At 62.0% G+C, this 21,276-nt stretch carries 18 protein-coding genes and 1 tRNA gene; 9 read left to right on the top strand and 10 right to left on the bottom strand.

The genetic code is table 11. From position 1 onward, the window contains the following. Positions 1 to 85 precede the first annotated feature (85 nt). Positions 86 to 388: a hypothetical protein gene (locus AB6804_RS03230; protein WP_370885199.1), complete on the top strand. Its 303-nt coding sequence runs from the start codon at positions 86 to 88 to the stop codon at positions 386 to 388. 328 nt (positions 389 to 716) lie between these two features. Here the strand turns inward: AB6804_RS03230 and AB6804_RS03225 are convergent, their stop codons facing one another. From AB6804_RS03225 to pepN, 9 genes are all read right to left on the bottom strand, one after another. Beyond that, positions 717 to 845 carry a hypothetical protein gene (locus AB6804_RS03225; protein WP_370885198.1) on the bottom strand — a complete coding sequence of 43 codons (129 nt, stop codon included), beginning with the start codon at positions 843 to 845 and terminating at the stop codon, positions 717 to 719. A 168-nt stretch (positions 846 to 1,013) separates the two neighbouring features. Continuing rightward, positions 1,014 to 1,562 (bottom strand): ImmA/IrrE family metallo-endopeptidase, encoded by a 549-nt coding sequence (locus AB6804_RS03220; RefSeq protein WP_370885197.1) that lies wholly within the window; start codon positions 1,560 to 1,562, stop codon positions 1,014 to 1,016. Further along, complete coding sequence (locus tag AB6804_RS03215; protein WP_370885196.1) at positions 1,562 to 1,924, bottom strand: helix-turn-helix domain-containing protein; 363 nt, start codon at positions 1,922 to 1,924, stop codon at positions 1,562 to 1,564. Before AB6804_RS03215 ends, AB6804_RS03220 begins: the two co-directional genes overlap by 1 nt. 214 nt (positions 1,925 to 2,138) lie before the next feature. Further along, a complete protein-coding gene (locus tag AB6804_RS03210; RefSeq protein ID WP_370885195.1) occupies positions 2,139 to 5,261 on the bottom strand; it encodes a type I restriction endonuclease subunit R in 3,123 nt (1,040 codons plus the stop codon). Then, the gene (locus tag AB6804_RS03205) at positions 5,258 to 6,523 is read right to left on the bottom strand and encodes a restriction endonuclease subunit S (RefSeq protein ID WP_370885194.1); all 1,266 of its coding nucleotides are present in this window, start codon (positions 6,521 to 6,523) and stop codon (positions 5,258 to 5,260) included. The genes AB6804_RS03210 and AB6804_RS03205 overlap by 4 nt, the downstream gene beginning before the upstream one ends. 46 nt (positions 6,524 to 6,569) lie before the next feature. Continuing rightward, entirely contained in the window at positions 6,570 to 8,156 is a 1,587-nt protein-coding gene (locus tag AB6804_RS03200) for a type I restriction-modification system subunit M (protein ID WP_370885193.1), read from the bottom strand. 298 nt (positions 8,157 to 8,454) lie between these two features. Continuing rightward, positions 8,455 to 8,530: transfer RNA gene (locus AB6804_RS03195), tRNA-Thr, on the bottom strand. Positions 8,531 to 8,583: 53 nt separating this feature from the next. After that, the gene (locus tag AB6804_RS03190) at positions 8,584 to 9,603 is read right to left on the bottom strand and encodes a class 1 fructose-bisphosphatase (protein WP_370885192.1); all 1,020 of its coding nucleotides are present in this window, start codon (positions 9,601 to 9,603) and stop codon (positions 8,584 to 8,586) included. 151 nt (positions 9,604 to 9,754) lie between these two features. Then, positions 9,755 to 12,478, bottom strand: a complete 2,724-nt coding sequence (gene pepN, locus AB6804_RS03185) for an aminopeptidase N (protein ID WP_370885191.1) — start codon at positions 12,476 to 12,478, stop codon at positions 9,755 to 9,757. Positions 12,479 to 12,672: 194 nt separating this feature from the next. On the opposite strand from pepN, the gene AB6804_RS03180 reads away from it, so the two are divergent. From AB6804_RS03180 to AB6804_RS03145, 8 genes are all read left to right on the top strand, one after another. After that, a complete protein-coding gene (locus tag AB6804_RS03180) occupies positions 12,673 to 13,380 on the top strand; it encodes a DUF4136 domain-containing protein (protein ID WP_370885190.1) in 708 nt (235 codons plus the stop codon). Positions 13,381 to 13,473: 93 nt separating this feature from the next. After that, on the top strand, positions 13,474 to 14,172 hold the full coding sequence (locus AB6804_RS03175; protein WP_370885189.1) for a CDP-alcohol phosphatidyltransferase family protein: 699 nt from the start codon (positions 13,474 to 13,476) through the stop codon (positions 14,170 to 14,172). After that, positions 14,169 to 14,981 (top strand): 2OG-Fe(II) oxygenase, encoded by an 813-nt coding sequence (locus AB6804_RS03170; RefSeq protein WP_370885188.1) that lies wholly within the window; start codon positions 14,169 to 14,171, stop codon positions 14,979 to 14,981. The genes AB6804_RS03175 and AB6804_RS03170 overlap by 4 nt, the downstream gene beginning before the upstream one ends. After that, positions 14,978 to 15,994 (top strand): flippase-like domain-containing protein, encoded by a 1,017-nt coding sequence (locus AB6804_RS03165; protein ID WP_370885187.1) that lies wholly within the window; start codon positions 14,978 to 14,980, stop codon positions 15,992 to 15,994. Before AB6804_RS03170 ends, AB6804_RS03165 begins: the two co-directional genes overlap by 4 nt. Before the next feature lie 25 nt (positions 15,995 to 16,019). Continuing rightward, positions 16,020 to 16,808 (top strand): NTP transferase domain-containing protein, encoded by a 789-nt coding sequence (locus tag AB6804_RS03160; RefSeq protein ID WP_370885186.1) that lies wholly within the window; start codon positions 16,020 to 16,022, stop codon positions 16,806 to 16,808. Between the two features lie 24 nt (positions 16,809 to 16,832). Further along, positions 16,833 to 18,536 carry a phosphoenolpyruvate mutase gene (gene aepX / locus AB6804_RS03155; RefSeq protein WP_370885185.1) on the top strand — a complete coding sequence of 568 codons (1,704 nt, stop codon included), beginning with the start codon at positions 16,833 to 16,835 and terminating at the stop codon, positions 18,534 to 18,536. Further along, positions 18,529 to 19,707 (top strand): phosphonopyruvate decarboxylase, encoded by a 1,179-nt coding sequence (gene aepY, locus AB6804_RS03150; protein ID WP_370885184.1) that lies wholly within the window; start codon positions 18,529 to 18,531, stop codon positions 19,705 to 19,707. The genes aepX and aepY overlap by 8 nt, the downstream gene beginning before the upstream one ends. After that, a complete protein-coding gene (locus AB6804_RS03145; RefSeq protein WP_370885183.1) occupies positions 19,707 to 20,771 on the top strand; it encodes a 2-aminoethylphosphonate aminotransferase in 1,065 nt (354 codons plus the stop codon). The genes aepY and AB6804_RS03145 overlap by 1 nt, the downstream gene beginning before the upstream one ends. On the opposite strand, the gene AB6804_RS03140 is transcribed toward AB6804_RS03145, so the two are convergent. Then, the gene (locus AB6804_RS03140; protein WP_370885182.1) at positions 20,772 to 21,242 is read right to left on the bottom strand and encodes a hypothetical protein; all 471 of its coding nucleotides are present in this window, start codon (positions 21,240 to 21,242) and stop codon (positions 20,772 to 20,774) included. Positions 21,243 to 21,276: the final 34 nt, after the last annotated feature.

Below are 21,276 nucleotides of genomic sequence, written 5' to 3'. Positions count from 1 at the left end.
GCGCTTTTTCCTATCGGCTCACTCGCCTTTTTTGGGACTGCAAGCTGTATTCCCTAGACTGCCATCTTCCAGCGGGAGAAGCCGCATGAAACCGAAAGACGAGATAGACGACAGGAACTATTTCAAGACCCTGCGCGCGCAACTGAATCCCGAAGTACGGGGAAGCTTCAATTCGCACGGAGCATTGCCCGTGAAGTGGATTATCGAGCCCCGCTTAGTCCCAGTGGGAAAGAAGTGGCAGGCGGGAGTGTATTTGAAGTGCGGCTCGAACATCGACGCTTTGGACGCGCGTGAAGAGCGGCTTTTCCCGAACCTTGGCACGTTCGACAGCGAAGAAGAAGCGACGGACCGCGCGATGATGTTCGCGCAAGAATGGATACGTCGATAACGCAATTTACGCACGAGGTGTCGAATTGCTCTAGGTCTACGAGGCCCGCAGCGGTTGCGGATGGCAGACGTGAAGACAAACGGGCGCGCACCCTCAGCGCGCGCCCGAACCCGATTAATTGGGATAGCTTCGACAATGCTCGTTGACCAACTCGAAACGGCCACGTCGTAACCGTACGTATTGACGCACGTGCACAGCCCTTGGAAATACGCAAGTCAGCGCCATATCCTAAGTCCTAAAAGATGTTGTTGAGTCGATGTACAGACCATGTCCGTTACCCACGGGCGATTCGCTCGCCGCGTGGATAACGAAACGTCCAGCGTCCGCCCTACCGGTTCCGGCGCACCTTCATCGGCCACGCTGCCAAGCCAAACTTTCTGGCATCCAGCAGCGCGCCCGACTTGGTGCGACGGAAGCGGCGGAAGATGGTGATGTACTCGTCATCTTTCGTCGTCATTTCCGACCTCGTCGAAAATGCCTCACCGAATGGAACTTAGGCGCTTGCAGTCGGCGAATTGGTTGACTACAATTCGCGTGACTCCTGAGAGGAGCGCATAAGAGGAAGTCAGAGGCGTTTGACAACCTTTTCCCGAACGTCATTCGAGCTGCAACTCGAATGACGTTTCTACATCTCACGTCGTTTCCGCAATCGGTCGACCCGGATACGGGCCGCCTCCATCGATACTCCGAAAGCCTTAATCAGGTCGTGCTCATTGCGCAGACCCCGCCGTTGAATTTCTTCAACGGGCATCAGGATTTCCGCTGCGAACTGGTTCGCTTGCCACTCCGAGTCCTCGAACGTTTTGAACTCTCGACCGGGAATCTCCCGGTTCAGCGTTCTCTTATGCCCTAGAAGCGCATGCCCCATCTCATGGAATACCGTGAACAACGCTCGGGGCTCGTTACGGCATGCTTGTTCGTAGACCCTCTCCGTCAAGCAAAGCGTGAGTGTTTCGGGAATCCAGCACGCTTCTACGCCAGGCGGCAAGCCGCTCGCGCCGTTCTCAAGCACATCGAGTGTTATTGAGTAAGACGACAGCTGTTCCAAGAACTGCCCGAGGTGAATCGGAAACGCCAGGCCCAAGGCGGCCCTCGCGCGGTTCGCCGCGTACCTGACGTCGTTTATGCTCTTCGGTGGAACACGAAACCCGTTCAGCGGACCTTGACCGAACATCAGTTACCTCCGATTTTTTTCAGTAGATCTTTGAGTTTGTCCAAGTCGGCCATCTCGACGCGGTCCCATGACGCCCGAGCGAAACCTGCGACCATCATCTGGTGCTCGGGCGTGAGGCCTTCTAGCGACACGGTTTCGTTCGAAACATCTGCCAGCTTTTGCAGCTTCTCTACGGGGACGCCACGCAGGGCGAAGTACGTCTCGGCCTTTGCTGCGAAATCGCTGGGAATCTTCTTACGCCCGGTTTCCATCGCGCTCAGGAACGCAGACGTGACGCCAAGGGCGGATGCCATATCCGAAAGCGTGACATCCGCGTCGAGCCTAGCCTTACGCACGGCTTTGCCAAACGGTGTCAATGCCATTTCGTTCTCCGTTTATGAGTGATAACTCTGTGTAGACGAATGTTAACCGTTTCGGTTACGCGACGCAACTTTTTTTTGCAGGCTGGCTGCGGCGCCGGTAAACGGCAGCCATAGCGGACGGAGCCATCATCGCCAGTGGCTGACGGTGCGGAGCAAAAGCGATGGAGGGCCAGACTGTCAGGGCAGCCCATGCCTCAAAGAGGCCGACACGTCTTTAGGCACCGACCCACTCTGCTGACAACGATTCGGCTTGCCGTAATAGCGTGTCAGTCGCATGGTCCTGCCGGTCGGGCGGGTACCTGTAACGGCGAAGGAGAGTCTTGACCATTACACGCAGTTTCGCCCGAACAGTCTCTCGCTTTGCCCAGTCTACGGTGACTGAACTGCGTAGCTTAACGACGAGCTCGACGGCAATCTTTTTTAGGACTTCGTCGCCGAGCTCGCGCACTGCAGCTTCGTTGGTTGCCAGCGCGTCATAAAAAGCCATCTCGTCAGGGTTTAGTCCCAGGTCCATCCCGCGTTGCGCCTCAGCTTGGAACTTCTTCGCCATTGCGATGAGTTCCTCGATGACCTGAGCGGTCTCGACGGCTCGATTTCGGTAACGCGTCAGGCTCTGTTGCAGGAGGTCCGAGAACTTCGCGCTCTGCACGACGTTGCTCTTGAAACGCGATTTAATTTGGTCCTTAAGCAGGCGTTCGAGCAACTCAACGGCCAGGTTGCGTTGCTGCATTTGCCGCACATCTTCCAGAAAGCCATCTGAGAGCACGCTAATGTCGGGACGTTTCAGGCCCGCCGCAGAAAAGATGTCGGTAACCTGGTCGCTGACCACTGCCCGGCTGATGATTTGCCGCAGCGCGTGTTCCTTTTGCTCGTCCGTCAACGCCTTATCGACGCCATCATGTTTAATTAGCGCCGCCTTCACAGCTTGCAAGAAAGCGAGGTCGTCGCGATAGGCAAGCGCCTCCTCAAGCGTGCAGCATAAAGCGAATGCCTTGCTCGCAGCGAGCACAGTGTCGGCGAAGCGTTTCTTGCCGTCGTCCCGACCGAGGACATGGTTCGCCACGACGGGAAGTAGCTGCCACGCCTGAGTGCGGAACGTCGAGTAGTCGACGCCGTGCAGCATGTCGTGCAGTACGTCCATCTTTTCCGCCAGGACGGCTAGGGCTTCGCGTGCGTCAATGGTCGGTCTACCGCGCCCTTTGGCCTGGGTGTAGGTGGCAAGCGCAGCTTTCAACTCGTTCGCGATGCCGATGTAATCGACCACCAGGCCGCCAGGCTTGTCTTTAAATACCCGGTTCACGCGCGCGATAGCCTGCATCAGGTTGTGCCCGCGCATCGGCTTGTCAATGTACATGGTGTGCATGCATGGAGCATCGAAGCCGGTCAGCCACATGTCGCGCACAATCACGAGCTTGAACGGGTCGGACGGGTCCTTGAAGCGCTTTTCGAGGTCGTCGCGGACCTTCTTCGGATAGATATGCGGCTTGAGCATCGTCTTGTCAGACGCCGAGCCGGTCATCACGATTTTGATGGCGCCCGTCGTCGGGTCGTCATTGTGCCATTCCGGGCGAAGCTGGGTAATCGCGTTGTAGAGATGCACGCAGATGTCACGGCTCATCGCGACAATCATCGCCTTGCCGTCCATCACGGACTGGCGGGCCTCGAAGTGGCTGACGATGTCGGCGGCGATTTTCTGAATGCGAGGTGGGGCACCGACGATTTTCTCTAGCGCGGCCCAGCGGCGCAGCGTCGCGACCTTGGCTTCGTCACTTTCTTCGTCCACCGTCAGCTCGTCCACTTCATCGTCGAGTGCACTAGCGTCTTCCTCTTTCAGCTCCAAGCTGGCGAGGCGGCTTTCGTAGTAGATGGGCACCGTGGCACCATCTTTCACGGCCTGCTCGATGTCGTAGATATGGACGTAGTCACCGAACACGGCACGCGTGTCGCGGTCGTCGAGCGATACCGGGGTGCCGGTGAAAGCGACGAAGGTGGCTTCGGGCAGCGCGTCGCGCAAATACTGCGCATAACCGTAACGGACTATCGTGCTTTCGCCCTCACTATTCGTATTTGGGAGGCGGGCATCAAAGCCGTACTGGCTGCGGTGCGCCTCGTCGCAAATCACGACAATATTGCGACGGTCGGACAGCACGGGAAACGTGTCCTCGTCCGCGCCAGGTGCGAACTTCTGGATAGTCGTGAAGATGATGCCGCCCGATGGGCGGTTTGCCAGCAGGCGGCGCAGCTCGGGCCGGGTGTCGGCCTGTACCGGGGTTTCACGCAGTAGTTCTTTCGCGCCTGCAAACACCCCGAATAGCTGGTTGTCGAGGTCATTACGGTCAGTCACAACCACGAGCGTTGGGTTCCCCATGGCTTCGTGGGCCATCAGGGCACCGGCCAGGCAGGTCATTTCGATGCTCTTGCCCGCCCCCTGCGTGTGCCAGACGACGCCACCCTTACGTGAGCCACCGGGGGCTGACGCCTGCAGCACGCTTTGCACGACCGAGCGCACGGCGTGGAACTGGTGGTAGGCGGACACCTTCTTGACGAGCTGGCCGTCGTCTTCGAACAGGATGAAGTGGTGCAGGTATTCGAGCAGGTAGTCGCGCCGGAACAGGCCACGCGTCAGGGTTTCCAGTTCGCGCATCGCGCCGAGCGGGTCAATCTCATGGCCGTCGATGGTGCGCCAGGCCAGGAAGCGCTCCTTGTTCGACGTGAGCGAGCCCATGCGGGCCGTGGTGCCGTCCGAAATGACTTCAAGCGCGTTGGCGCTGAACAGGTCGGGGATGTCTTGATGGTAGGCCTGAAGCTGGTTCCAGGCGGCCCAGATGTCGGCGTTCTCGTCGCCGGGGTTCTTCAGCTCGACCACGACAATCGGCAGGCCGTTGAGGTAAAGCACGACATCGGGGCGGCGAAGCTGCTTTGGTCCCTGAATGGTGAGCTGGTTGACGGCAAGCCAGTCGTTCGCGGCGATGTCGGTGGAATCGACCAGGCGCACGCGGTCGCCGCGTGTTTCGCCGTCTTTCTGGAACTCGACCGGCACACCGTCCACGAGCCAGCGGTAAAGCTGGCGATTTGCGTTGACGAGGCCGGGCACGTTTGAATTCAGCACATGGCGCAGCGCGTCGTCGCGAGCGACGGCGGGTATATGCGCGTTTAGCTTCGCAATGGCGGCAGCCAGGCGATGGCGCAGCGCCACATCACGATAACTGTCGCGCTCTGTCCCCGGTGTTTTGGCATCCGGGGGAGATATATCTGGGCCGTGGGCAGTCTGCCAACCGAGGGCGGCCAGCCACTCAAGCATTGCCTGTTCGACTACATCCTCGGTGATGCCGCTCATGCGAACGCTTCGTTCAGTTGGGGCTCCGCTTCGGGGAGGCGGAGCTTGCCAGAGATTAAGCGGGGAAGAAGCGTGTCACGTAGGTCCGACAGACAATCCATCTTCCTCACGTTGGCGAATATCCGGTCAAATAGCGGGTTCACAATATCGTTAAATGCCTCAACGCAACGTTCGTGCGGTAGTACAACACCGTAAGCATTCACATCATGCCAACTTGTGCGGGGCATTCGAGCGCCATTCGATAATTGCGTCGTATGTGCGATTAATTCATCGCTTGAAGCATGCATCGCAACGTACCCTAGCCAATTGGGCTCACGCGGTCTGATGACCAAGATGTCCGTGGAGCACACTCCTTTGCACGGTGCTATGCCAACCTTATGAAAATAAGGACGAAGCTTTCCGAAGAGAATATCCTGGAATTCGAACCAAAACTTCCCGCTTTCCAACCCCTCTGCAGTCCCCATTTTGTCGAGGGCAATTGACTTCCTCGGCATGTGCTCTAATCCGATGTACGACGTGCTGGCAGGCATCTGTCCGGGCTTTGCCTGCGAACGCGGATTCCATGCCACATCGCCCAGCGTTCCGACTCGCCACCCCTTCGGAACCTCCCCCAACGCGGAATTCTCGAAGGCGTCTGGAAACAGCGCAGCCGTTTCGGCATCCATGCCGTTCGGCTCGCGGCCTTCAGCCTTCGCCCGTACCGGGCCGAAGTCGATGAACCAGCTTTTGAACAAAGCTTGGGCGATGGATTCGAGTGTGGCGTTAGTTTCGCGCAGAAGGTCGATGCGGGCATCAAGCGCCCGGATGATTTCGACAATAGCGTCTTGAATCTGCCGGTCTGGCAGTGCGATTCGAAACTCGCGGATATAGGCTAGATTAATCTTCGGCACACCAGTGTGCTCGGACTCCTTGATTACCCGCTCAATCGCCTCTCGCGTTGAAAGGGCATAATACACGTAATCGGGATTTGCTTTCTCCGTGTCGACTCGCATGCGCATTTGATTTGAGGATAGCAAATAGCGACTGAATGAGCCGTCTGGGACGATTCCAACCTGACCTAGGGTTCCTTTCTTCGTGAAAACAATGTCTCGCGCGATACACGTACTGCGGCCCAGCTTATTGGCCGTGCTATCGGAAACGAATACAAAGCCTTCGTTTTTGAATCGAAATTCACCTTTCGAAAGGTTGCTGCCGCGAATTACCGGAACGCCGTGTTCGACATAAGCGGTTGCGGGTAGGTTTGAGCCGAATGGGCCATCCACTAGACCAGTCGCTCCGTTTAAGCCGATTTCCTCAAGACGTACGCTATCAAATCGCATAGCCCAGCCCCCCGAGCTTCTCGCGAATCACTACGTCCAATTCCGCCCCCTTCGCCATCTGCTCAGCAAGCTCCGTAGTTAGACGCTCCATCTTGTCATTGAACGCCTCATCATCGTCCTCGATTTCTACCGTGCCAACATAACGACCTGGCGTGAGTACATACGCATGCTCGCCAATCTCGGCCAACTTCACCGACCGACAGAAGCCCGGCACATCGGCATACGGTTCATCGGTGCCATCCTCGCCATCGGCTCGCCAGCGATGCACGGTCTCGGAAATCTTCGAGATATGCTCGTCATCGAATACGCGCACCACGCGGGATTCCATGCGCCCGAGCTTGCGCGCGTCAATGAACAACACCTCGCCACGGCGGTCACGCCCCGTTTTGGCTCCGGCAATCGGTGCGCCGCTCTTATCTTTGGCGAGGAACCAGAGACACGCCGGAATCTGCGTGTTCAGGAACAGTTGCGGCGGCAGGGCGACCATCACGTCAACGACGTCGGCTTCAACCATCGCGCGACGAATTTCTCCTTCACTGTTCTGGTTACTGCTCATGCTGCCATTGGCGAGTACCACGCCCGCCTGTCCGCGCGGGCTGAGGTGGTGCAGGATGTGCTGGAGCCACGCATAGTTCGCGTTGCCAGCGGGAGGCGTGCCATGTGTCCAGCGTCGGTCATCCACAAGACGCTCGCCACCCCAATCGCTAACGTTGAACGGCGGGTTTGCCATCACATAGTCGGCGCGCAAGTCTCGGTGCTGGTCACGGTGGAACGTATCGGCGGGCTCTTTGCCAAGGTCCGCCGCCAGGCCGCGAATCGCCAGATTCATGGCAACCAGCCGCCAGGTCGTCGGGTTGGCTTCCTGGCCGTAAATGCTGATGTCGTCCGCACGGCCGCCGTGGGACTCGATGAACTTCTCGCTCTGCACGAACATGCCGCCCGAGCCGCAGCATGGGTCGTAGACGCGTCCTTGATGCGGTGCGAGTACCTCGACCAGCACGCGTACTACAGAGGCGGGCGTGTAGAACTGTCCGCCCTTCTTGCCTTCGGCAGTGGCGAACTGCCCCAGGAAGTATTCGTACACTTCGCCGAGCAGGTCTTTCGCGTGGTGGCCCTCGCCAAAACCAATCTTGGAAATCAGGTCCACCAGCTCGCCGAGCTTGCCCGGTTCGAGCTGCGTGCGGCCAAAGCGCTTGTCGAGGATGCCTTTCAGGCTCGGATTGTCAGCCTCGATGGCTTCGAGCGCAGCGTCAATCCGCACGCCAATGTCGGCCTGCTTGGCCTGCGCTCTCAGCGTCTCCCAACGTGCCGCCGCAGGCACCCAGAAGACGTTTGCCATCGTGTAATAGTCGCGCTCTTCTAGCGCCTCGTCATGGTCTGCCGAATCTGGCAAATACAGGTCGTCGTTCTCGTCGGCAAATGCCGCCGAAAGTCGCGCGCGCCGCTCGTCAAACGCGTCCGAGATGTATTTGAGGAAAATTAGGCCCAGGACGAGATGCTTGTACTCAGCGGCGTCCATCGAAGACCGCAGCTTGTCGGCTGCAGCCCATAGGGTCTTCTTAAGGTCGAGGTTCATTCGGCAGGAAGAGCTTTTCGGAGAAGAAGCCGGAATGATAAGACAGAATTTCCGGTCTGAGCGCTCAGCATGGTGACGCTCTGCAGTCCACCGAAAATGCGAATGAGTTCGAGCGCGCGACGAGGTCCTGCTGCGATCTGCCGCAAAGGACGGTGCCTCATCTCGAAGGGGAAAACGACAGGTCGCTTAACTGTCGCTGAAGGATTGGCGTGAACGCAATCCGGTTACATGGCGGTTACACGAAACTAAAACGCAAAAAGCCCAGTCGTGATGGACTGGGCTAAGTGCTTGATTCGATTGGTGCCGGAAAGAGGAATCGAACCCCCGACCTTCGCATTACGAATGCGCTGCTCTACCGTCTGAGCTATTCCGGCATCAGAGAAACAAGATTATAGCGAGCACTTTCTCGTTTTGACAATACCCTGAATCAATTTTTCTTTTCAAGATGGTAGCCGGTGACGCGATCGACCTCGTTCTTCGAGCCAAGGAAGACCGGCACGCGCTGATGCAGGCTCGTGGGAACGATATCGAGGATGCGCTGTTCGCCGTTCGTCGCCGCGCCGCCGGCCTGCTCGACGATGAACGCCATCGGATTCGCTTCGTACATCAGGCGCAGCTTGCCGGGCTTCGACGGGTCGCGGCGATCCGCCGGATACATGAAAATGCCGCCGCGGGTCAGAATGCGGTGCACGTCCGCCACCATCGACGCAATCCAGCGCATGTTGAAATCCGCGCCGCGCGGGCCGTCCTTGCCCTCGTTCAACTCACCCACGTAACGCTGCACCGGCTCGTACCAGTGGCGAACGTTGGACGCATTGATGGCGTACTCGTTGGTGTCGGCCGGCACCTGCATATCGCGCTGCGTCAGCACCCACGAGCCGAGTTCGCGGTCCAGCGTGAAGCAGTTCACGCCGGTGCCCGTGGTCAGCACGAGCACCGTTTGCGGGCCGTACACCGCGTAGCCTGCGGCCACCTGCGCCGAGCCAGGCTGCATGAACGCCGCTTCGGTCGGATCGGCGCCGTCGGGGCAGCGCAACACCGAGAAGATCGTGCCGATCGACACATTGACGTCGATGTTGGATGAGCCATCGAGCGGATCGAAGGTCAGCAGGTAATTGCCCTTCGGGTAGCGGTTGGGGATCGGAAAGATCTTTTCCATCTCTTCCGATGCCATCGCGGCCAAATTTCCGCCCCATTCGTTGGCTTCGAGCAGAATTTCGTTCGACAGCACGTCGAGCTTCTTCTGCACTTCGCCCTGAATGTTCTCGCTGCCTGCAGAGCCGAGCGCGTCGCCGAGCGCGCCCTTGCTCACCTGATAGCCAATTTGCTTGCAAGCCCGCGCGACGACCTCGATCAACAGGCGCAGGTCGGCCGGCAGGTTTTGATGTTCACGCTGCTGCTCGATCAGATACTTGGTCAGCGTGGTACGGCTGGAGATGGAGGACATGCGAAGCTCCGTGAGCGTTTAGACGAATGTTCACGATTCTAACCGCTCGATTCGGTCATTCCTTATGACAGTGACCGCTGATGCCCGCCATAAGCGAGAACGGCCGCCGCGCGAATCGTCGCGCGCCGGCCGTCAGGGCTGCGGAACGCGCTCAGGACGCGAGCGCTTTCTCCACGACTTCCCGCACGTCGCGCGACTTCACCTTCGACGCCACTTCGGTCAACGCCGCGTGCATCTTCTCGCGAAGCTGCGGCGTGAAGCGTCGCCACATCTCGAGTCCGCGCGCCAGGCGGGCGGCGACCTGCGGATTCAACGCATCGAGCGCGATCACCTGCTCGGCCCAGAATGCGTAGCCGGAACCGTCGACGGCATGGAACTGCGCGGGATTGCCGCTGCAGAAGCTGAAAATGAGCGAGCGGGCGCGATTCGGATTCTTGATGTTGAACGCCGGATGCTGCATGAGATTGCGCACGATATCGATCACCTTGCGATCCGCGCCGCCGCGTTGCGTCGCCTGAAGCGCGAACCACTTGTCGATGACGAGCGGCTCCTTCTCGAAGCGGCGATAGAAGTCCTCGAGCGCGGAATCGGCGGCATTCGCACTCGCGCCCGCCGTCGCGCTCGCGAGCAGCAGCGCCGAAAGCGCCGCCGAGCGATCGGTCATGTTGTTGGCGTCGTCGTACTGCTTTTGCGCGAGCTGAACGGCGTCACGCGGATCGTCGAGCTGGCTCAGATACGCGAGGGCGAGGTTCTTCAGGCCGCGCTTGCCGGCATCCTCCGGCGTCGGATGATATTCGCCCGGCGTGCGGTTCGCCTCGTAGAGCGCGAGCCACTTGTCGCGCAACCGCGACGCCAGTTGCCGGCTCATGAACACGCGCGCCGCGTGGACGGCGGCCGGATCGGACACGCTCATCTGCTCGGCGAGATAGCTCTCGGACGGCAGCATCAGCGCGAGTTCGCGGAAGGCGGGCGTGAGCGTCGTGTCGTCGAGCACGCGGGCGAACGCGGCGATTGTTTCATCGTCGATGGCAAGCGCCTCGCCCTTGGAAGCGCGTGCGGCCAACGCGAGCAATTCGCGCGTCGCGAGCCGCTGGCCGGCTTCCCAGCGGTTGAACGGGTCGCTGTCGTGGGCGAGCAGGAACGCGAGTTGTTCGTTCGTGTAATCGAAATCGACGATGACCGGCGCGGAGAAATTGCGCAGCAGCGACGGCAGCGGCGGTTCATCCACATCGACGAACGTGAACGATTGCTCGCGCTCGGTGAATTCGAGCACGCGGGTCGTGCCGCCCGGCTGTTGCTCGCCTTCGAGGCGCAGCGGCAAGTCCGCGCCGTTCGCGCCGATCAGACCGACCGAGAACGGAATCAGGAGCGGCCCTTTCTGCGTGGCGCGCGCTGCCTCCGACGTCTCGCCGTAACCTTGCGCGAGCGTCAGCGTGTAACGCTTGGCGGCGGCGTCGTAGGATGCGCGCACCGTCACGCGCGGCGTGCCCGCCTGGCTGTACCAGCGTTCGTACTGCGCGAGGTCGCGCTTGTTGGCATCGGCCATGGCGCGGCGGAAATCGTCGCAGGTGACGGCCTGGCCGTCGTGGCGCTGAAAATAGAGATCCATGCCGCGCCGGAAGCCGTCGCGGCCAAACAGCGTCTGATACATCCGCACGACTTCCGAGCCTTTCTCGTAGACGGTCATCGTGTAGAAGTTGTTGATCTCGACATAGCTTTCCGGGCGAACCGGATGCGCCATCGGGCCGGCGTCCTCGGCGAACTGCATCTGCCGCAGCACGCGCACGTCTTCGATGCGCTTCGTTGCGCGAGCGGCGGCGCTGGCCGCGCCTTCCGCATCGCCGGCGGCCATGTCGGCGGAGAATTCCTGATCGCGGAACACGGTCAGGCCTTCCTTCAGGCTCAACTGGAACCAGTCGCGGCAGGTGACGCGGTTGCCCGTCCAGTTATGGAAATATTCGTGGCCGACCACCGCCTCGATGTTCGAGAAGTCGATGTCGGTGGCCGTTTCCGGATTCGCCAGCACGTACTTCGTATTGAAGATGTTGAGGCCCTTGTTCTCCATCGCGCCCATGTTGAAGTCGCTCACCGCGACGATCATGAAGCGGTCGAGATCCAGCTCCAGCCCGAAGCGCTTTTCGTCCCAGCGGATCGAGTGGATGAGCGAATCCATCGCGTGCCGCGTCTTGTCGAGATCCTGCGGCTCGACCCAGACCTGCAGCAGCTTTTCCTTGCCCGAACTGGACTTGATGCGTTCTTCAATGCACACGAGCTTGCCCGCCACCAGCGCGAACAGGTAGCTGGGCTTCTTGAACGGGTCTTCCCATTTGGCGAAGTGACGGCCATCGGGCAGATCGCCTTCTTCGAGCAGATTGCCGTTCGACAGCAGCACCGGATAAGCCGCCTTGTCGGCGCGCAGCGTGACGGTGTACGTCGACATCACGTCCGGGCGATCCAGGAAATAGGTGATGCGCCGAAAGCCTTCCGCCTCGCACTGAGTGAAGAAGTTGCCGCTCGATACATAGAGCCCGGACAAGGTCGTGTTCTCAGCCGGATTGCAGATGCTTTCGATGCTCAGTTCGAACGCGTCGCCGGGAATATCGCCGATCGACAGGCCGTTTTCAGTCACATGAGCGTCGGCGTGAGGCTTGCCATCGATCGATGCGCTCACGAATTCGAGCTGTTCGCCCATCAGTTCGAGGCGGGGCGCGGCGCTCGCGGCGTCGGGATTGCGACGCAGGCGCATGGTGTTCTTCACGACCGTGCGCGACGGCACGAGATCGAACTCGAGCGCGACCGAATCGATCAGAAACGCGGGCGGCGTGTAGTCCTCGCGGCGGATAACAGCGGATGCGGTCGGTGCGGTGTTGGACATGGCAAGATCGTGTAGGTGGAATGGCGGCGCGGTCGCATGGGCGTGCCGGGAAGCGCGAAGACAGGCACGAATGCGGGCGGGGCAGGTCGAACCATTGTACAAAACGGCCGGGCGTCGTGAGTCGGATGCGAGCCGGCAAGTCCGGCACCTGCTATCTATAACTGAGAAGGGCATTCGACGAAGTGAGGAAGACCATGAATCTCCCGATGTTTCCCAGCATGCTTTCGCGCGCCGTCTGCGTGCTGGGCGCGTTGTGGCTCGCCGGTTGCACGAGCTACGTCCAGACTCGCGTGACCGCCTTCTCGGACTGGTCCGGCAGCGACGCGAATCGCACCTACGCGTTCGCGCGCACGCCGGAGCAGCAGAACAGCATTGAACAGGCGAGCTACGAAGTGCTCGTTGCGAACGAACTGGCGAGATACGCGTTCAAGCAGGTCCCCGAAGCGAGCGCGCACTACGAGGTGGCGCTCGCGTATTCCGTTCGCGGCGATCTGCTGACCGTGCGCCAGCCCGTCTATTACGATCCCTGGCCGATGTACGGCTATTACGGCCGCCCGTTCTGGGGTCCGTGGGGCGGCTTGGGACCCTACGGCCCGTGGGGCCCGACCGGCTACGTCGATCAGAGCTATCCGGTCTTCATTCACGCGCTGCAGGTTCGCATGACGGATCGCACGACGGGCCGCGAGGTCTACAAGGTGAGTGCGGTCAATTCGACCGGCGACGCGTCGCTGTTCCACGCGATGCCGTTTCTCGCCCGCAGCGCGCTCGCCGATTTCCCGCTCGGCAACGGCACGGTGCGCACGGTGACGCTGCCGGTCGATCAGAACGGCGGCGTCGGCAACGAGACGGCGGCATCGGCCGGACCGAACGCGGGCGGCGGTGCGGCGAAAGGGGTCGAGTGACAGGCTGCGAGCCTTGTCGGAACGGGCGTTCGCAGACTTCGCTGACCGCCCGCATCCATGCAGCACGGGCCGATTAGCGATATATTCGCGGTCATGACAAAACCGTGTCCGCCCGACCCCAAAACCGTCCCGAAGCCCGCCACGTGGGACGCGCGACTCGCCCGCGTGCTCGTCACGCCGCTCGTCGGCACGCCTGTCACGCCGAATCATCTGACGACGCTGCGCCTGGCCATCGGCCTCGCCGGCGCGTATTACCTTTCCCTCGGCGATTTCTGGCTCTGCACGCTCGGCGCGCTGCTGATCGCGCTGTCGAATTTCGTCGATCACACCGATGGCGAGCTCGCGCGCATCAGTGGTCAGTCGAGTAAAATCGGGCACTTTTACGACCTCGCGTCCGACGCGTTGATCACCGTGCTGCTGTTCCTCGGCATCGGGTTTTACGTGGCGGAGCATCATCCGTCGATGGCCGCGGCGGCGCAGTGGCTCGGCGGCGTCGCGGGCGTTGCGGTCGCGATCATTTTCTTCCTGCGCATGCGCATCGAGTCGATGGTCGGCAAGTCCGGCACCAGGCAGGCTTCGATGGGCGGTTTCGAAACCGAAGACGTGCTGTACCTGCTGCCGGTCGTGACGATCCTGAACGGCATGACGCCGTTTCTGATCGCCGCATGCATCGGCGCGCCGCTCTTCGCGGTGTATGTCGCGGTGGACTACCGGCGCGTCGTGCGGCGTGTGCAGTCGAATACGAAAGGCGCAGCGGCCAAGGACGGCAACGATTTTCAGGCGGTGAGATGAGCGATACGGCAACCCCGGTCAGCAACCTGCAGCACGAGCGGCATCCGGCGGACGCCGGCCGTCCCACGCGGGACGAAATCGACGCCACGCTCCACGCGCGTCTCGCGGCGCTGCCCGCGCCGAAGCTCCACGCGGATTACGAGAAACAAGGCTCCTTTCTCTATCTCGACGACTTCCTTCCGCGCGAATACACCGAACGCCTGATCGCCGCCGTGCACGACGTGACGCCCGCTGTGAACCGCAACTATCTGCCGGGCCATAAGGCGGGCGGCAGCGTGAGCCGCCACACGCTCGACAAGCTCGCGCCGTTCATCGCGGACCTGTACCGGTCCGAGGCGCTGATCAAATGGCTCGAAGCCATCAGCGGCGACAAGCTGCAGCTTTCGCCCGAAGACGACCCTCACGCCTACGCGCTGTACTTCTATACCCGTCCGGGCGATCACATCGGCTGGCACTACGACACCTCGTACTACAAGGGCCGCCGCTATACGATGCTGCTCGGCGTCATCGACGATTCCTCCTGCCGGCTCGACTACGAACTGCATACGCGCACGCCGAACGCGACGCCGGAGCCGGGCTCGGTGCAGTATCCGCCGGGCGCGCTCGTGTTCTTCGATGGCGACAAGCTGCGGCACCGCGTGACGCCGCTTCGCGAGAACGAAATGCGCGTGTCCCTCACGTTCGAATACGTGACGAATCCGAACATGCGGCCGTTTCAGCGCTTCATCTCGAACATGAAGGACTCGATCGCGTACTTCGGCTTCAGCCAGGTCTTTCGCCGCAAGGGCGGCAAGAACGGACAGGCATGAGCCGCGCGGGCACGTTCATGCTGTCGGTCGGCGTGGTGTTGTTCATCGCGCTGCTCGGCTGGCAAGGTTTCGGCTCGGTCGCATCGACGCTCGCCGCAGCGGGCTGGGGTCTCGTCGCGGTCGCGGCGTTTCACTTCGTGCCGCTCATCGTCGACAGCGCGGCCATCAGCGTGCTCTTTTCCCACAAGCAACGCGATGTCTCCCTGCGCGATGCGCTGCTCGCGCGCTGGGCCGGCGAATCGGTCAATAGCCTGATGCCCGCGGGCCAGATCGGCGGGCCGATGCTGATGGTCCGCCATCTCTCGCAGCGTGGCATGCGCGCGCGTGACGCCGCCGCCGTCATTACCGTCAGCACGACGATGCAGACCGTCGGGCAACTGATCTTCGCGCTCGTTGGCGTCGTGCTGCTCACGGATTACGCGGCGGGCGGATCGTCGACGGTCGTATCGATCGCGGTGCTCGCGGTCGTCGGCGTGATCGGCGCGATGATCTTCGGCTTCTATCTCGCGCAGCGGCGCGGTCTCTTCGGCCGCGCGATGCGCTTCGTCTCCGGCGTCGCCGCGCGCTTCTCGAAGAAGCGCGACTGGTCGTCGCTGGTGACGCGGGCCGAAGCCGTCGATACCGCCGTCCACGAGCTGTATCGCGAGCGCGGCAAGGTCGCGGCGAGCTTCGCCCTGAGCCTCTTCGGATGGATCGTCGGGACGGGGGAAGTGTGGCTCGCGCTCAATGTGCTCGGCCATCCGGTCGGACTGACGGAAGCGCTGCTGCTCGAAAGCCTCGGCCAGGCGATTCGCGGCGCGGCCTTCATGATTCCCGGCTCGCTCGGCGTGCAGGAGGGCGGTTATCTGCTGCTCGCGCGCCTCGTCGGCCTGCCGCCGGAAGCGGCGCTCGCGCTCTCGCTCGCCAAGCGCGCGCGGGAACTGCTGCTGGGCGTGCCGGGCATCGTCTATCTGCATTTCGTTGAGAAAGGCTGGCAGCGCCGCCGTCTTGCGCGCGTGCCGGAAATCGACTGACTACCCCTCGAAGGGAAACAACACCATGCGCGCAATTATTCTTGCGGCCGGGATGGGCTCGCGTCTCGCTCAGCCCGACGGCGAGCAAAAGCCGAAGTGCCTGCTGCGCTTCAAGGACAGCACCGGCGACGGTTCGGGCGATGCATCGCTGCTCGAACGCCATCTGCATTTTCTGAAGAACGCGGGCGTCGACGAGATCGTCTTCGTGACGGGCTACAAGCACGAGCAGATCGATGCGGAACTCGCGGCCATTGACTGGAAGCCGCAGACCGAAACGATCGTCAACAGCGAATTCACACTCGGCAGCGTGCTGTCCGTCCACACGGCGCGCGACGCGATGACGCGCGGCGGCGACGTGCTGCTGATGGACGCCGACGTGCTCTGCGACGAGCGCATCGTCGAGCCGCTGGTGGCGGGCGGCTCCGTGAACCGTCTGTTGATCGACCGCGACTTCGAAGCCGGCGATGAGCCGGTGAAACTGTGCGTCGAGAATGGCGTGCCGGTCGAACTGCGCAAGCAGGTGGCGGCGGGCTTGAAGTACGACACCATCGGCGAATCGGTCGGCTTCTTTCGCTTCGATGAAAAGACGGCCGCGCGTCTTGCCGATATCGTCGCGGATTACGTGCGGACCGGCCGCGCGAAGATGCCGCATGAAGAAGCGGTGCGCGACCTTCTGCTGGAGCAGCGCCACGTGTTCGATATTGCCGATGTCACCGGCGCACCGTGGATCGAAATCGACTTTCCGAACGACGTGAAGCGCGCGGCCGATGAAGTCCTGCCGCAGCTCAACCCGCTGCGCCAGTTCGCAGGCTAAAAAGACAAGAGGAGCAATTCGACAATGAACGCACCACGCACTATCCCCGTTGGCTATTCGCGCACGCTGCGCCTGCGCGAGATGCTCACGAGCAACCGCCTCGAGTTCCTGATGGAAGCGCACAACGGCATCTCGGCGCGCATCGCGAAGGAAGCGGGCTTCAAGGCGATCTGGGGCTCGGGCCTTTCGATTTCCGCGCAGTTCGGCGTGCGCGACAACAACGAGGCGAGCTGGACGCAGGTCGTCGACAACCTCGAATTCATGGCCGACGCGAGCGATCTCCCGATTTTGCTCGACGGCGACACCGGCTACGGCAACTTCAACAACGTGCGCCGTCTGGTGAAGAAGCTGGAGCAGCGCGGCATCGCGGGCGTGTGCATCGAAGACAAGCAGTTTCCGAAGACCAACAGCTTCATCAACGGCGAAGCGCAGCCGCTCGCCGATATGGACGAATTCTGCGGCAAGATCAAGGCCGGCAAGGATTCGCAGAGCGATCCCAATTTTTCGATCGTCGCGCGCGTGGAAGCGCTGATCGCGGGCTGGGGCATGGAAGAGGCGTTGAAGCGCGCGGAAGCCTACCGTCAGGCGGGCGCGGACGCGATCCTCATTCACAGCAAGCTTTCGAAGCCCGATGAAATCCTGACCTTCGCACGCGAATGGGCGGGGCGCGGTCCGCTCGTCATCGTGCCGACGAAGTACTACAGCACGCCGACCGACGTGTTCCGTCAGGCGGGCATCAGCACCGTGATCTGGGCGAACCATTTGATTCGCGGCGCAGTGTCGGCGATGCAGGCCATCGCGAAGGAAATCCACGACAGCGAGACGCTCGTCAACGTGGAAGACCGCATCGCATCGGTGAACGAAATCTTCCGCCTCCAGGACGCGGACGAATATTCCGCCGCCGAGAACATCTATCTGACTGCCGCGAACGAAAAGCGCAGCGCGGTCGTGCTGGCCGCGAGCCGCGGCGCGGGCCTCGAAGCGGTGACGGCGGATCGTCCGAAGGTGATGCTGCCGGTCGCGGGCAAGCCGCTGCTGCGTCATCTCGCGGAAGCGTTCAAGAAAGAAGGCATCAACGACATCACCGTGGTGGGCGGATATCGCGCGGACGCGATCGACACGTCGGGCATTCGCCTCGTCGTCAACGAGAAGCACGAGTCCACGGGCGAACTCGCGTCGCTCGCGTGCGCGGCGAAGCACATCGCCGGCGATACGGTCATCTCCTACGGCGATCTGCTGTTCCGCAGCTACATCCTGCGCGATCTGGTCGAGTCGGAAAGCGATTTCTGCGTCGTCGTCGATTCGTCGCAGACGCCGCAGGCAGGCGCATCGGCGAGCGCCACGGACTTTGCCTATTGCTCGACCGCCGACGATCGCGCGTTGTTCGGCCACAAGGTGTGGCTCGAAAGCGTGGTCGGCGCGGGCCAGGCGTTGACCGGTGGCCGCGCGCCGCAAGGCCGCTGGATGGGTCTGATCTACGTCCGGGCAGCGGCGCGCGAGCGTTTCACCGCGACACTCGCGCAGCTTCAGCAACGCGCCGACTTCGACACGCTCGACATGGCCGCGCTCCTCAACGCGCTGATTGCGGCGGGCGAGAAGGTGGAAGTGCAGTACGTGCACGGCCACTGGCGCGGCGTCAACGATCTGGACGATTTCCGCCGCGCAGGCGATTTCGCGCACGGCCAGACGCCGATCGGTTCGGAAGGAACGGAGAACGCGCGTGATTGAAGCAGCCGAGTTCGTCGAAGCGGCGCGCGCGCATGGCTTCGACTGGTATGCGGGCGTGCCGTGCTCGTTTCTCACACCGTTCATCAATTACGTGCTGCAGGACGAATCGCTGCACTACGTGTCGGCGGCGAATGAAGGCGATGCCGTTGCGTTGATCGCGGGTGTCGCGCTGGGCGCGGCTCAGGGAGAAGGAAAGGGCGCGGTCAGGCGTCGCGGCATCGCGATGATGCAGAACTCCGGCCTCGGCAACGCGGTGAGTCCGCTGACGTCGCTCACGTGGACGTTCCGCCTGCCGCAGCTTCTGATCGTCACGTGGCGCGGCCAGCCGGGCGTCGCGGACGAGCCGCAGCACGCGCTGATGGGCCCGATCACGCCGCAGATGCTCGACACGATGGAGATTCCGTGGGAGCTGTTTCCGACGCAGAGCGATGCGATCGGTCCGGCGCTGGATCGCGCGACCGAGTATATGGACCGCACCGGCCGTCCGTACGCGCTCGTGATGCAAAAGGGCAGCGTCGCGCCTTATGAGTTGAAGCGCACCGGCTTGTCCGGCGTGCGCGCTGCCGGCGAGCGGGCTTCGGTGGCGCGCTTCGACGGCGAGCGCGTATCGCGCCATGATGCGCTCGAACGCGTGATCGCTAGGACGCCGAAGGAATCGACCGTCGTGCTCGCATCGACGGGCTTCTGCGGCCGCGAACTCTACGCGATCGACGACCGTGAGAACCAGCTTTATCTCGTCGGCTCGATGGGTTGCGTCACGCCGATGGCGCTCGGGGTCGCGCTGTCGCGCCCGGACCTGACCGTGGTCGCGCTCGACGGCGACGGCGCCGCGCTGATGCGCATGGGCGTCTTCGCGACGCTCGGCGCTTACGGCCCGTCGAATCTGCTGCATCTGCTGCTCGACAATGGCGCGCACGAATCGACCGGCGGACAGGCGACGGTCTCGCGCGGCGTCGATTTCGCGTCGATCGCGTCGGCTTGCGGCTACGCGCTCGCGCTCGATGGCGACGACATCGGCGTGATCGATCGTCTGTTCGACGCGCAGAATGTCGATGGCGTCCGGTTCGCACGTTTGTCGATCAAAACGGGCACGCCCGGCGATCTGCCGCGCCCGAAGATCACGCCGGAAGACGTGCGCGCGCGCTTGCAACAACACATAGGAGGCCGCTGATGCTGCTGCTCAATCCGGGTCCCGTCACGCTGAGCGAACGCGTGCGCAGGAGCCTGCTGCAAACCGACTTATGTCATCGCGAGCCGGAATTCTTCGATCTCCAGGATGAGGCGCGGCAGCGTCTCGTCGCCGCTTACGCGCTCGATCCGGCCAAATGGAGCGCGGTGCTGATGACAGGCTCCGGTACGGCCGCCGTCGAAAGCATGATCGCCGGGCTCGTGCCGGAAGGCGGGCGTCTGCTCGTCGTGGAGAACGGCGTGTACGGCGACCGTATTGCGCAGATCGCGAAGCAATACGGCATCGACCACGAAGTCGTCAAATACGAGTGGATGCAGGCGCCGGACCTCGACGCGATCATCGCACTGCTCGACGGCGGCAAGTTCACGAACGTCGCGATCATCCATCATGAAACGACGACCGGCCGCCTGAACGCGATCGACAAGCTGTCGCGCGCGTGCGCGGAGCGCGGCATCGGCTTGCTGCTCGATGCCGTGAGCAGCTTCGGCGCCGAAGCGATCGATTTCGACGGCGGCGGCATTGCCGCGATCGCTGCGACGGCGAACAAGTGTCTGCACGGCGTACCGGGTGCGGCGTTCGTCATCGTCCGGCGCGATGCGTTGGAGAAGGCCGCGAGCCGCACCTATTACCTCGGCATCGCGCGGCTCGCGAAGTTGCAGGACCAGCGCAACACGCCGTTCACGCCATCGGTGCATGCGTACTACGCGCTCGTCGAGGCGCTGCGCGAGTTCGAGGAAGAAGGCGGCTGGCGCGCGCGTCACGCGCACTACGCGAAGCTCGCCGAGCAGGTGCGCTCGGGTCTGGCATCGCTCGGCATCGAGAGCGCGTTGCCGCCGGGAGAGTCGTCGGTGGTGCTGCGGGCGTATCGGTTGCCGGTGGGGATGACCTACGAAACGCTGCACGATGCGCTCAAGGCCAAAGGCTTCGTGATCTACGCGGGGCAGGGCGGTTTGTCGAAGGAGCTGTTCCGCATCTCGACGATGGGCGCGCTCGATGTGAACGACATGGACCGGCTGATTTCGGCGTTCGTCGAGCTTCTGCGCTAGTCACGGCTTGCAGAAAATCGCCGTGATGAAGGGCGCGACGTGGTGCACGACCGCGTCGCTGCCCGCGGCTTTCACCTTCTCCGCGACTTCGACGTCGCCGCCCCAGACCACGGCGCCATACGCCGCATCCCCGATCGGCTCGCCCTTGCCCTGCCTGAACAGCGGGTCGTCCTTCTGATACGCCACCAGCGCGTAGACCTTGAAGCCGTACGCAGTCAGCGCCGCGCCTTTCACCGGCCTGAACGCGTTGATCGAATTCGGCTCGACGCGCATCGGCTTCTTTTCCAGCAGATTGTTCGCCTGCAGCGGCGCGATGAAATCGTGCGGCGTCGATTTGCAGTCGAGCTGCGCGTCGAGCGCCTCGGCGCGAGCGACGGCGCTCACGGCTAGGAGCGCTATCCACACCGCGATTCGGGAAAGCGGCGCCGCGTGTGTTGCGGCGAAACTGATGTGGCGGCTCACAGTGGTCATAGTAGTCGGACTCCGGCAGAGATACGGAATCGTA

The sequence above is a fragment of the Caballeronia sp. RCC_10 genome (assembly GCF_041360715.1).
Taxonomy (GTDB): domain Bacteria; phylum Pseudomonadota; class Gammaproteobacteria; order Burkholderiales; family Burkholderiaceae; genus Caballeronia; species Caballeronia grimmiae.
Note: the sequence above shows the minus strand (reverse complement) of the source record. Positions and strands in the feature narration are given on the sequence as shown.